The organism is Shimia haliotis (genome assembly GCF_900114415.1).
Taxonomy (GTDB): Bacteria; Pseudomonadota; Alphaproteobacteria; order Rhodobacterales; family Rhodobacteraceae; genus Shimia; species Shimia haliotis.
In genome coordinates this window covers 356,881-369,789 of record NZ_FOSZ01000003.1, presented here as the reverse complement: position 1 = coordinate 369,789, position 12,909 = coordinate 356,881, and the positions used below count along the sequence as shown (strand labels likewise).

Genomic DNA, 12,909 nt, shown 5'->3' with positions numbered 1-12,909 from the left:
GTCAATCTCCATCCAGCGCGTTGAAACCGATCGACACGCCCAGCAAATCCACCAACTCGCCCACCGCCTCTTCGCGCAAGCCGTAGACATATTGCTGCAAGCTCTCCACCTTCAGGCGTCCGATTGGATCGGCCACACCCGCAAACACCGGATCCTCTATCTCCGCATTGCTCAGCGCCGTGGCAAAACCGGTCGCAACCCGCTGCCCTGCCGAGGTCTCCCCCGCCAGAATAACCGCCAAGTCGCCAGTGGCTTCAAGCGACAACACCACATGACGCAGCGAGCGGCCTGACCGCCGGGCCTCCGCCCGTTTGGGTCGCGGCTTCTCAAACGTGCCCAAAGGCCGCGCCAGCCGTGCCTCATCCGTGAATTGCAATCCAGTCGCCACTGCTTTCACCAACTCCCCCGCAGCCTCTTCCGCGGTCCGGTAGGGCCCTTCTTCCGCTGGCGACATCATCGCCGCCCCGTAGCCATCCGCCCATTCCAGATGAATGGCCTCGGCACGGATCGCGATCCCTTCCGCCAAATTCCGAACCAACGCACAGCGATAGCTCGCTTCGCCCATCATCATGATCTGCGGATCAAAGAGCAAAAATTCCAAGGCGTAAAACCCTTGTGCAGCAATGCTTTGCTGCATCATCTCTTCGACATCCAGCCCGGCTGGTGCCTTCTTCGCAATCAATCCGGCCAAAGCCTTGGGAGTTTTGCCGCGTGTATCGGGCCAGAACGCCAAAGCAAACGCGCGATTGTCGGCTTCGCTCGGCCCAAAACGCAAATGACTGACCTGAACCCAATCGTCAAACGCCAGATGGAACGCGGTTTGCAGCCCATCATCAGAGGGCACGCATTGATCCTTCGCCACGTCTGACAACTCGCGCGCCGATTGGGCAAACCGCGCATAGCCCGGCACAATATGCCCCTCCACCGCAGCGGCGACCCGCGCGCCCAGATCCACCGATTGCGCCTCGCTTTTGGCTCCCAAACCAAGACCCACCGCAACGCTCAACAAGATCATCCGGATCATCACAAACTCTCCAAAAACGCCACCAAAGCAGCACGGTCTTCCGGTGTCAGAGCCACCACTTTTTCTTTCGCCGCCTCAGCCTCGCCACCGTGCCACAACACGGCCTCCAGAACCGTTCGTGCGCGGCCGTCATGCAGATATCCCTGCTGCCCACCCGCTTGCGCAACCAATCCCAGCCCCCACAAAGGGGCGGTGCGCCATTCGCGCCCGTTGGCCAAGCCATCCGGCCGACCGTCCGCCAACCCGTCACCCATGTCGTGTAACAACAGGTCCGTATATGGCCAAATCAGCTGAAAGCTTCCAGTCCCCGCCTCGCGCCGATGGGTGACATGTTTGGGCACGTGACAGGCCGCACAGCCCGCCTCATGAAACAGGCTCTTGCCGCGCAGCACCTGCGGATCTTCCACATTTACCCGCGCAGGCACTCCAAGGTTGCGGCTATAAAGGTTCAACACCGCCATCGCGCGGCTGTCGACCTCCAGCCCTTCGCGTTCCGGATCATCACCATGTGGCGCCGCGCGACAGACCTCTTGTGCTTCTGTGCAATCTCCCCAGTGCCAAGGAAACAAAGGTGTACTCAGACCCAGATCCGCAGAAAAGGCCGCGGCGGTTTGCTCGCTGACGGTCGGCATCATCGCCTTGTGCCCGAAACGCCCCAGCATCGACACTCCGTATTCAGCGCTCTGCACCACCTGCGCGCGACCCGAGATCCCGTCACCATCCAGATCGTCTGGATCGGACAACGCCAGAATATCCTCGGTGGGAATGGCTTCCAGCAACCCTAACCCAATCATCGTCGGCGCAACGCGAGGCGAGATCATCGCCGCCTCACCAAGTGCGCCCTGCGCCATTTCCAACCCGTAGACTGGCCTGCGCAGATTGGCCTGCTCGCCTCCGGCCAGGTCGAGCGCCACGTCATCATAGCTCAGGTTAAGCTGGAACTCCGCCTCCATCCCGCTCAACGCCTTGTGCTGCAACTGCCCGCCGTATTCGGGATGCGGACGTGTGCCGCCGTCACCATCCGGCACCGACACACGGATCAATAGCGCATCCATGCCGGCAAATCCGCGCCCGTCATTCACATGACAGCTGCCACAGCTGCGCGCGTGGTAATACGGCCCCAGCCCGTCGGATGCCTTGGTCGAAGACGGCGACGCCACCCACAGCTTTTCAAAAATCGCACGTCCCAACTCAAAGTCGAGCAACTCCGCCTCCGGCACATCCGCCGCCGGCTGCGAAAACACGGTGGTATCAAGGTGCCGCGGCACCGTGGCCGCCCCTCCCGGTTTTGCTTCAAACCGTTCCGCTTTTGAAAAGTCGGTTGGCAGCTGCACCGCCACTGCGATCCGGGCGCGTTCCGCCTCGGTGCGGGGCACAACCGAAATATGCGGTTCGGTCAAATCCCCCGCCATCGCCGCCCCTGCCAAACAGGTCGCAACAGTCGCTCGCGCTATCATGGATCTCACCGCCATACCCCTTTGTAACCGCCAAGGGGTGCCGGTCAAAAGACCCGCACCCCTCAATGTCGCGTGATAAACTGTCGCGAACCTTATTCGAAAACCGCATCCGGATTGTCGAGGCTATCAGATCCCTCTACGGCAATGTCGCCAAGACCCAGAGTCGTGACCACGCGTTCGATTGATTTGGTCTGATCCACGAGGCCGTTTACACCGCCCATAATCAGAGCCTCGCCACCAGCGTTACCCGCTTCCAGCATCATGTCGTAGGAGAACCCGGCTTCCGCTGCCACTTTGATCGCGCCCAGCGCCATCATGGTCGCGGTCAGCTTGCTTTGCATCTCTACGTCCAGATCGGCATCTTTTGCCGCCACAAGATCGGACACCGACGCGCCGCTGACGGTTGTTCCGTCGATACGGGTGTAGCTGCCAAGGTACACGTTCTGGATGCCCAAACCGTCATAGAAATGGCTGTTGTGGGTGTTGTCGGAAAAGCAATCGTGCTCTTCCTCAGGATCGTTCAGCATCAGGCCAAGACGCATCCGCTCACCCGCCTGCTCGCCATAAGACAGGCTGCCCATACCGGTCAGGATCGCAGACAAACCCGCCGTTTCGTCCTTCAGAACGTCCGCGCGCGCATCGCCGCCCTCTGCCCATTGGGCCGCCATCCATTCCAGATCGGACACCAGCAAATCCGTGGCCGCCTTCAGATACGCGGCGCGACGGTCGCAGTTGTCTCCTGTGCACGCCTCACCAGCCGCATAATCAGACGCCGGACGCGCGCCCGCGCCAAAGCCGGTGCCGTTCAGATCCTGACCCCACAGAAGGAATTCAATGGCGTGATAGCCGGTCGCAACATTGGCCTCGACCTCATCTGCCTCATGCAACGTATCGGCCAAAAACTCCGGCGTGATGTTGGTCGCATCCACCGCAACGCCGTTCACCATCAAAGTCGGGTTGACAATTACATTGGCAACACCCAGCGGGTTCTCGTCAGACGCCCCGCCATAAGACGCGTCAACATAGTCAATCAGACCCTCATCCAGAGGCCACGCGTTCACTTTGCCTTCCCAATCATCCACAATGGCGTTGCCGAAACGGTAAACCTCGGTCTGCTGATACGGCACACGCGCCGCCAGCCATGCCGCCTTGGCCGCCGCCAAGTTCACTTCGGTCGGCTCAGCAATCAACGCGTCCACAGCCGAGTTGAGCGCCTTGGCAGTGATCACACTGTCTTCAAATTTCGCGGCCGCGATGTTTGCGTAGTTGGTCAAAACGGCTGTGTCCGCCATTGCGGCACCTGACATCAGCGCCGCAACAGATGCGCCAAACAATACATTTTTCATGATTTCCAAGTCCTTTGATCGGAGATTTCTGCCAAGCACGGCACACTATTTCGTCAGGATCAGCTTGTTGGCCTTGGTGATGCGCAACGTATAAACCTGCCCGTCCAACACGATCCGCGCCTGCGTCTCGCCTTTGGTCAATTCTTTCGCGTCATACACCGGATGGTCCTCATAAGAGGTCATGCCTTCGCTCCCTTTGTCCTTCGAGTCGATAACTGACAAAATCACTCAAATATGTCAATCCGAGTTTTTCTGTCAGATTAATTTCTAACGATCTCTGATCCGACAGAGCCTCTCAGCAATTCATTGAAACCTTGATGATCATCGGAATTCGCATAGGGTCGACGTCACAACGTGCGAATTCAAAGGAAACCCAATGCCTAAACTCACCGGTCAATGCCTCTGCGGCGAAATCTCGTTCGAAGCAGACGGCGACGTCCCTGTCATGGCAAACTGCCATTGCACCGCTTGCCGCCAGTCCACCGGCAGCGCCTTCGCAACGCTGATGTTCATGAAGCGGGACGACATTAAGATCACCGGCACGCCCAAGACTTTCGAACACGCGTCCGACGCCGGAAGCACCATGACCAAGCATTTCTGCAGCACCTGCGGCACGCCGCTGTTCACGCAAAACTCCTCACGCGAAGGCATGCTTGGCATTCGTGCGGGCGTCATCAACGAGCCTCAGGAATTCACCCCGAAAGCGAACGTATACGTCTCAAGCAAAATGGACGCGACCATTCTGCAAGACGGCATTCCCGCCTTTGAAAAGATGCCGGGATAACCGCCAAACAACGATCACACAAAAAAGGGCGCCCCAACCGGAGCGCCTTTTTTAATTCATCTGACACCGGTCAACGCACGACAAACACCGACTGTTTCGCGTGTCGCGAAATGCGGGCCGCGTTCGGGCCAATCAGGTAATCCTTCAACTGGGATTTGTGGGCCCCGACAATGATCACATCCGCGTTCACCGCTTTGGCTTCCTTAAGCACCAGATCATAGATCGTGCCCTGATCCACGTGCAGACGCACATTGTCGACGTCGGCCAAATGCTCCGCACCCCATTGTTCCAGCGCCGCCTTGGCCTCTTTCAGGATCAACTTGTTGTGGTCCTGACTAAAGAACGATCCAACGATCGACATGCCATAATCTGGCACGACGTTCATCACATGCAGCTCTTCTCCGCCGGTTTTCATTATCCCGCGCGCCACTTCGGCCGGACGTTCCGAACCTTTGAGGTCGTTCACGTCCACAGTCAGCAATACAGTCTTGAACATAAAGGGTCCTCCTCAGAACGCCGGTTGAGTTGCACGCGGACGCTGGATCAGAACCAGACCCGCCAGCAACAACAATGCAGGGATAAAGAACAGTTCTTTGGGCAACCGATCATTCTCCACTTCGACCATTGCGATGACCACCGGCTGATCGCCATAGTAATCGTATTCGGTCCCAAGCGAGCCAAAGAACGGCGTTCCAGGGAACGGCTCCTCAAGCAGCAACTGGTCGCCTTCGGGCATGACCGCCAAGCCATTGGCCGACAGGGATTCTTCACCACCCGAGCCGTCATACGTCATGGTCACGGTTGTGCGACGGTCATCACCAGTGTCAAAGTCCGGTCCCGAAACCGTCAAGCGGATCAACGCGCCCTCAGGCTGCGTCGCAATGGTCTCAACCGCCGCGGATCCTTGAGCAGAGGTGTATTTCTCGCTCACCATATCCATGAAGAAGTCCGGCCGGAACAGCATGAAAGCGATGAACAGCAACGCCGCGCTCTCCCACTTTTTGGACTTCGCGATGAAGTAACCCTGCGTGGCCGCCGCGAATATCAGCATCGCAATCAGCGCGACACAGAACACCAGCACCGCCTTGCCCAGCCCGACATCTATCAACAACAGATCGGTGTTGAAGATGAACATGAACGGCAACAGCGCGGTCCGGATGTCATAGGCAAAGCCCTGCACACCGGTCTTGATCGGGTCTCCTCGGGAAATCGCCGCCGCCGCATAGGCCGCTAGACCCACCGGTGGCGTGTCATCCGCCAGAATTCCGAAATAGAACACGAACATATGCACCGCAATCAGCGGCACAACGAGGCCGGATTGCGCGCCGACACCGATGATCACCGGCGCCATCAGCGAGCTGACAACGATATAGTTCGCCGTGGTCGGCAAACCCATCCCGAGGATCAGGCTCAGCACAGCCACCAGAACAAGAAGGATCATCAGGTTGCCGCCCGAAACCACCTCGATCACCTGGCCAATCACCTGATGCGCTCCGGTCAGGCTGATGGTGCCAACGATGATGCCGGCTGCACCCGTGGCCACGCCGATACCGATCATATTGCGTGCGCCCATGATCAGGCCCTGAACGAAGTCATCCTTGCCCGCCCAAAACGCTGCGGCCACGGCGGATTCGCCACGGAAGAAAGCTTTGATCGGGCGATGTGTCAGCGCCACGATGATCATAAAGATCGTCGCCCAAAAGGCCGACAATGCAGGCGACAGACGCTCAAGGCCTTCGGTTTTCACCATCAGGTTCCAGACCAAAATGAAGATTGGCAGCGCATAGTACAGCCCGCCAATCAGCGTCGGCGTCAAACGCGGCGCCTCCAGCGGCGCGTTGGGATCGTCCATTTCCACGTCGGGATACTTCGACGCCACATACAGCAACGCCAGATAGATCACCCCGACAAGGGCCACCGCAACATAGATGCTGTCACCCATGATCGGGTCAAGGAACGCCCGAAGCCCAATCATCAGGAAGGTGCAAGCAGCCAACACAAGGAAACCGGACAGGAACAGGATCAGGATCATGATCGGCCCGATGTGACGACCTGCCTTTTTGAGGCCCTGCATTTGCATCTTCAGCGCCTCAAGATGGACGATATAGAGCAGCGCAATGTAGGAAATCACGGCCGGCAAAAAGGCGTGTTTCACCACGTCGATGTAGGGGATGTTCACATATTCCACCATCAGGAAGGCCGCAGCCCCCATAACCGGAGGCGTAAGCTGGCCGTTGGTGGACGATGCCACCTCAACCGCGCCGGCCTTCTCGGCTGGAAAGCCAATGCGCTTCATCAGAGGAATGGTGAACGTGCCGGTGGTCACAGTGTTCGCAATTGACGAGCCCGAAATCATGCCGGTCATCATCGAGGACAGAACCGATGCTTTTGCTGGACCGCCACGCAGCGCGCCGAGCAGGGCAATCGCCACCTTGATGAACCAGTTGCCGCCGCCCGCGCGATCAAGCAACGCGCCAAACAGAACAAACAGGAATATCATCGTCGTGGACACCCCGAGTGCCACACCAAAGACCCCTTCGGTTTGCATCCAGTAGTGACCCAGCGCTTTTTTCGGAGAAGCACCACCATAGTTGGTGATGTCCCGCACCCACGCGCTTTCACCGCCGAAGAAGGCAAACAGCACAAAGATCGACGCGATGATCACAAGTGGCAGACCCAACGAGCGATACACGCAGATCAGCAGCACAATCATCCCGATCGCGGACACGATCATATCCGTATCGGTCCACAGACCCGGGCGATCCGCGATCTGATAGCGGAAGAAAACAAGGTAAAGGCTGGCTCCGACGCCCAGCGCGATCAACAGCCAGTCATAGGCCGGAATTCGGTCACGCGGTGACGACTTGAACATCGGAAAGGCCAAAATCGCCAAGGACATCGCGAACGCGAGGTGAATGTAGCGGGCCTGTGCCACCACATTGGCAAAATCGGTAAAGCCGGTCAGCTGCGCCATCACACCCGGCAGTTTTGACGCGATATAAAGCTGGAAGAGCGACCAGGTAATACAGATCGCGATAATGAGTTTGCCTTGAAATCCGGTTGCGTTGCGCGCGCCGGTATCGGCTTCTGCGACGATCGCATCTGCGGCGGCGGTGCCATCGTTCTGATGATCTTGTGCCATGTTTGTCCCCGTTGAACCAATACGCGAACGCGCCCCTCGAAATCGGGGGCGCATTCAGTTTTTAATTTGGGATCAACCTGCCTTACTTAAGGCCAAGCTCCATATAGGCCTTCTCGGCACCCGGATGCAGCGGCGCGCTCAGACCGTCTTTGACCATTTCGGCCGGATCCAGGTTAGCAAAGGCAGGGTGCAGCTTGCGGAAGTCTTCGATGTTCTCCATCACGGATTTCGCAACAACATAAACCACATCTTCAGGGATGGCCGCGGAGGTCACAAAGGTCGCGCCCACACCAAAGGTGGTGGTGTCGCCGTCGGTGCCTTTGTACATGCCGCCCGGAATGGTCGCCACGCGATAGAACGAGTTGTCAGCAACCAGCTTGTCGATTTCGGGGCCGGTCACGTTCACAAGGTTCGCGGCACAGGTTGTGGTCGCTTCCTTGATCGCCGCGGCAGGGTGACCAATGGTGTAAACCATCGCGTCGATGTTGCCGTCACACAGCTGCTTGGCCATTTCCGAACCTTTGTACTCGGTCGCCAGAGCGAAATCGTCCATGGTCATTCCATAAGCTTCCATCACCACTTCCATGGTGGCGCGCTGACCGGAACCCGGGTTGCCGACGTTTACGCGCTTGCCTTTGAGATCGGCAAAGCTGTTCACGCCCGCATCTGCGCGTGCAATCACAGAGAACGGCTCAGGGTGTACCGAGAACACCGCGCGCACATCGGGGAACGGGTTGTCGGCGAATTTGGACGTGCCGTTATAGGCATGGTACTGCCAGTCGGACTGCGCCACACCGAATTCCAGCTCACCCGCTTTGATGGTGTTGATGTTGTAAACGGACCCACCGGTCGATTCCACAGCGCAGCGAATGCCGTGCTCTTTGCGGCCTTTGTTCACCAGACGGCAGATCGCACCACCAGTCGGATAGTAAACGCCGGTCACACCGCCGGTCCCGATCGAGATGAACTCTTGTGCGGTTGCGACACCGGAGAATGTCATCGACGCAACAATGGCTGCGCCTGCCAGTTTCAGTTTGGAAATCATCTTAGGCTCCCTAGTTGATGATAGTTAAAATCGTAGTCTTTTTTGCATCCCGCCAAAGCGGGACAAGTCTTTTTGTGGTCTCACTCCGCCCAGAAATCTCCCAGGCTCTTGTTCCGGCGTTCCACTTCGCGAATGCGCTCACTTGTGTCAGTTCCGGACTGCGCCACCAGCATGGCGATAATTGTCTCCATCAAGGCCAGAGTCGCAGCATATGATGAGAAGAATTGTGGACTTTCTGACGGGACAATAAAAGGGAAAGTGGCAAATTTATTAGCCGGACAGGCGTGGCTATCGCAGATAACGATGGTTTTCGCCCCGACCTCTTGTGCCATCTCCGCCGCCCGCACCGCGCGACTGGCATAAGGCGCCTTGGTCACGACCAGCAATACATCTTCCGGCCCCATCGAGGCCAAAGACGTGCCAAGCGACGCCCCCATGCGCCCCGCCAACGTCCAGTTGGTCGAGAAGTAATTCGCCAGATAAGCCATGTATTCGACGATGCCCGTAGACCCGAAGGCCCCGAACAGCACCACATTGCGTGCCACCTTCAGCGCCTCCACAGCCTCCTGTAAACGCGCCCGATCCAGGGTCTCCCCCATTTCCGAAACATTCCACACGCAGGCCGCAGCCTGCCGGTCCAATATGCTCTGCTCCGCGCTGTGGCTTTGCTTCAAAAGATCGGCCCGATCCGCAAAAGACGTCTGTCGCCCGCCCACCGCGGTGCGACACAATTCGCGCATCTCTTCATAACTGGCAAAACCGAGTGACCGCGCCAAACGCGACAAGGTCGCAGGGGACACCCCACTGGCCGCCGACACCGATCTCAACGACCGAGCGGCCACGTCCATTTGGTTGGCGACGACATAGTCGGCCGCCTCCTGCAAACGCGCGCTCAAATCAGAATAGCTTTCCGCGATCCTGTCTTCGATCCGTATCGTTGTGTTCACGAATCCCCTCCACTTGACAGGACCATTCCATCTGTTTTACGCCAAGTCAACTAAAGAAACATTTGTTTCAGAGTTGACTGCAATTGTCTCAGTTAGGCGCACGGCGGCAAAATAGGCTTAAGATGTCAGATACTTACAATTTGGCGGAAACGCCAACCGAGGCGGCGAAATCGCCTTCTTACGGCGCGCATTCTCCGAGAATCACCGTCGCCCCAAACGGCGCCCGCCGCCAAAAGCCGGACCATCCGGCGCTTCCTGTGACTATTTCCGAGATCACCACCACCGCGCGCGACTGCCATCTTGCCGGTGCTGACACCATTCATCTGCACGTCCGGAATCCCGATGGCTCCCACAGCCTCGACACTGGCCTCTATCGCGAGGCCATCGCCGAAATCGACCACCTCGCGCCAGACATGGCGATCCAGATCACAACCGAATCCGCAGGCGTCTTTGACGTTCCGGACCAATTGGCCTGCCTTACTGATCTCGCTCCCGCCGCCGCCAGTATTTCAGTGCGCGAAATCATGCGCGCTCCCGAGTTGGCGCAGCGTATTTATGCAACCGCGCATGACGCGGGAACCGAGGTACAACATATCCTTTACGACACCGACGACCTTGCCACACTGCGCCGCCTGATAGATGACCGGATCGTCCCGCAAGACATGCGCGATGTCATTCTTGTGCTTGGCCGCTACACCCCGCCGCGCCCCGCGCGCGCCACAGAACTCGCCCCCTTCGTGACCGCGCTCGCCGGCGACTTCCCCTGCTGGACGGCCTGTGCCTTTGGACCAAACGAACACGCCGCCATGCTGGAAACCGCGCGCCTCGGCGGCAACATCCGCGTCGGCTTCGAAAACAACCTCTGCCGCCCCGACGGCACCTTAGCGCACAACAACGCCGAAAACATCGCCCGCATCGCCTCCGCGCTCCGACCAACCGCCAGAAAGGCCACGCCATGAGCCACGTTTTTCCCCGCCACAGTCGCAAAACCCCACCCAAAGTGTCCCACGGCGACGGCCCGTTTCTTTTCGACCAATCCGGCAAGGCCTACTTCGACGGCTCCGGCGGCGCGGCGGTCTCTTGCCTTGGCCACTCCGACCCCGCAGTGATTCAGGCCATCAAAGACCAGATCGACGCCGTCGCCTTTGCCCACACCGGCTTTTTTACCTCGGAACCGGCCGAGACGCTCTCCGAGGCACTGGTCAAAGCCGCCCCCGGCAACCTCGACCGCGTCTACCTTGTCTCGGGTGGCTCAGAGGCCATGGAATCCGCCCTGAAACTCGCCCGCCAATACGCGATCGAGAAAGGCGAGCCTGCCCGCCGCCACATCATCGCGCGCCGTCAAAGCTATCATGGCAACACCCTCGGCGCGCTGGCGACAGGCGGCAACATGTGGCGCCGCGAACCCTTTGCACCGATGCTGATGGACACCCACCACATCGCGCCCTGCTACGCATATCGCGGCCAACAGGACGGCGAGACCGAATTCGACTACGGTCAGCGCGTCGCAAATGAACTCGAAACCAAAATCGCCGAACTCGGCGCGGAAAACGTGCTGGCCTTTGTGGCCGAACCCGTCGTCGGCGCAACCTCCGGCGCAGTCCCACCGGTAGAAGGCTACTTCAAACGCATCCGCGAAATCTGCGACACCCACGGAGTCCTCCTGATCCTTGACGAGGTCATGTGTGGCATGGGCCGCACCGGCAGCCTTTTTGCCTATGAACAGGAAGGTATCACGCCCGACATCTGCGCTGTCGCCAAAGGGCTTGGCGCTGGCTATCAGCCCATAGGCGCCATGCTCTGCACCGCCGAAATCTTTGACACCATCCGCGACGGTTCGGGTTTCTTCCAGCACGGCCACACCTACAACGGCCACCCCACGGCCGCCGCAGCAGCGCTTGCAGTGCTCAACCGCCTGACCACAGACGGCGTCGCGCAAAACGTAGCCCCCATGGGCGCAAAACTCCGGACCGCGCTCAAGGACCGCTTCGGCCAGCACGCCCACATCGGCGACATCCGCGGTCGTGGCCTCTTTATCGGTCTGGAAATGGTGGCAGACCGCGAAACCAAAACCCCCTTTGACCCCGCCCTGCAACTGCACGCCAAAGTCAAAGCCGCAGCTTTTGACGCCGGCCTGATCTGCTATCCAATGGGCGGCACAGTTGACGGCAAACAAGGCAACCACATCCTGCTCGCGCCCCCCTTCATCATGGAAGACGCGCATATTTCGCTAATTGTGGATGCGCTTGATGCGGCCCTGACGGAAAGCCTTCCCTAACTCAGGAAGGGCTTCCCCTTCATCGTCTCGGGAATTTCCGCGCCCATCAGGCTCAGGATCGTCGGCGCCAACTGCAACTGATGCAGCACCGTATCGCTGTCCGGTCCCTTGGCGTCACCAAAGTAATAAAGCGCAAATTCCTGCTGCAACGCGCTGCGCCCGCCATGGTGGCCGCGCTCGTCCTGCCCATGATCGGCCGTGACGATCACATCATAACCAAACTGCCGCCATTTCGGGATGAACGGTGCAAGCATCTCATCCATCACAAAACACGCATGATCCATCTCGTGACTGTCATGCTGGAACCGGTGCCCCATGCTGTCCAAAGTGCAAGTGTGCAGCATCCCATAATCCAACCCGTGTTTCAGACACAGGTTGCTCAGCGTGGCGAACAGATCAACGTCGGACGGCGTCATCTGGTTGACCATGCCGTAGCCGGTCATTGTGTGAAACCGGCCATGATTGATGGTCTTGGCATCCGGCTCGTCATACTCCACATCGCGCACATAATCGAAGGGATGGCGGTTGAAAAACTCGCTCCAGAACGAATGCGCCACCGCGCCCGTTTTGCCGCCTGCCTTGCGCACCTGTGCAAAAATATCAGGCTGCTTGATGCGAAATACATTACCGTTGCCGGTGCAGCCATGTTCCTGCGGTGTGACGCCGGTGTGAATAGAGGCGTAACAGCTCGCCGAGGTGGATGGCAAAACAGAGGTCATCTTCCACTTCTGCGCCGTTCCGTTATCAACCCAGCCTTCAAGATTGCCAAAAAGCCGGTTCCAGTTGCGCCAGGGCACCCCGTCCAGAATGATCAACAACAGTTTGCGGTCCATACGCCTCTCCCAATGCACATGCCATTGCGCAAATCCTAGGCCGAGGCCTCGAC

12 protein-coding genes are annotated in these 12,909 nt (G+C 58.6%); 3 read left to right on the top strand and 9 right to left on the bottom strand.

What is annotated here, in order from left to right; all coding sequences use genetic code 11:
• Position 1: 1 nt before the first annotated feature.
• The 4 genes from BM069_RS10010 to hemP all read right to left on the bottom strand — a co-directional run bounded on the left by BM069_RS10010 (position 2) and on the right by hemP (position 4,010).
• Positions 2-1,024, bottom strand: a complete 1,023-nt coding sequence (locus BM069_RS10010) for an imelysin family protein (RefSeq protein WP_244503585.1) — start codon at positions 1,022-1,024, stop codon at positions 2-4.
• Positions 1,024-2,481 (bottom strand): di-heme oxidoreductase family protein, encoded by a 1,458-nt coding sequence (locus tag BM069_RS10005; RefSeq protein ID WP_093323365.1) that lies wholly within the window; start codon positions 2,479-2,481, stop codon positions 1,024-1,026. The genes BM069_RS10010 and BM069_RS10005 overlap by 1 nt, the downstream gene beginning before the upstream one ends.
• Before the next feature lie 92 nt (positions 2,482-2,573).
• On the bottom strand, positions 2,574-3,827 hold the full coding sequence (locus tag BM069_RS10000; protein WP_170846721.1) for an imelysin family protein: 1,254 nt from the start codon (positions 3,825-3,827) through the stop codon (positions 2,574-2,576).
• A 45-nt stretch (positions 3,828-3,872) separates the two neighbouring features.
• Positions 3,873-4,010: a hemin uptake protein HemP gene (gene hemP / locus BM069_RS09995; protein WP_093323579.1), complete on the bottom strand. Its 138-nt coding sequence runs from the start codon at positions 4,008-4,010 to the stop codon at positions 3,873-3,875.
• A 193-nt stretch (positions 4,011-4,203) separates the two neighbouring features.
• On the opposite strand from hemP, the gene BM069_RS09990 reads away from it, so the two are divergent.
• Entirely contained in the window at positions 4,204-4,611 is a 408-nt protein-coding gene (locus BM069_RS09990; RefSeq protein ID WP_093323363.1) for a GFA family protein, read from the top strand.
• Between the two features lie 70 nt (positions 4,612-4,681).
• Here BM069_RS09990 and BM069_RS09985 read toward each other — a convergent pair whose 3' ends face one another.
• From BM069_RS09985 to BM069_RS09970, 4 genes are all read right to left on the bottom strand, one after another.
• Positions 4,682-5,107 (bottom strand): universal stress protein, encoded by a 426-nt coding sequence (locus tag BM069_RS09985; protein WP_093323362.1) that lies wholly within the window; start codon positions 5,105-5,107, stop codon positions 4,682-4,684.
• Positions 5,108-5,119: 12 nt separating this feature from the next.
• Positions 5,120-7,753 carry a TRAP transporter permease gene (locus BM069_RS09980; protein ID WP_093323360.1) on the bottom strand — a complete coding sequence of 878 codons (2,634 nt, stop codon included), beginning with the start codon at positions 7,751-7,753 and terminating at the stop codon, positions 5,120-5,122.
• Between the two features lie 82 nt (positions 7,754-7,835).
• A complete protein-coding gene (locus BM069_RS09975) occupies positions 7,836-8,798 on the bottom strand; it encodes a TAXI family TRAP transporter solute-binding subunit (protein ID WP_093323359.1) in 963 nt (320 codons plus the stop codon).
• A gap of 80 nt (positions 8,799-8,878) precedes the next feature.
• A complete protein-coding gene (locus BM069_RS09970; protein ID WP_212611529.1) occupies positions 8,879-9,745 on the bottom strand; it encodes a MurR/RpiR family transcriptional regulator in 867 nt (288 codons plus the stop codon).
• A gap of 122 nt (positions 9,746-9,867) precedes the next feature.
• On the opposite strand from BM069_RS09970, the gene BM069_RS09965 reads away from it, so the two are divergent.
• Positions 9,868-10,704, top strand: a complete 837-nt coding sequence (locus BM069_RS09965; RefSeq protein ID WP_093323357.1) for a beta-keto acid cleavage family enzyme — start codon at positions 9,868-9,870, stop codon at positions 10,702-10,704.
• Positions 10,701-12,023, top strand: coding sequence for an aspartate aminotransferase family protein (locus BM069_RS09960; protein ID WP_093323356.1), 1,323 nt, complete (start codon positions 10,701-10,703; stop codon positions 12,021-12,023). Before BM069_RS09965 ends, BM069_RS09960 begins: the two co-directional genes overlap by 4 nt.
• Here the strand turns inward: BM069_RS09960 and BM069_RS09955 are convergent.
• Complete coding sequence (locus BM069_RS09955) at positions 12,020-12,856, bottom strand: alkaline phosphatase family protein (protein WP_093323354.1); 837 nt, start codon at positions 12,854-12,856, stop codon at positions 12,020-12,022. The two genes, BM069_RS09960 and BM069_RS09955, sit on opposite strands and share 4 nt — an antisense overlap.
• Positions 12,857-12,909 lie beyond the last annotated feature (53 nt).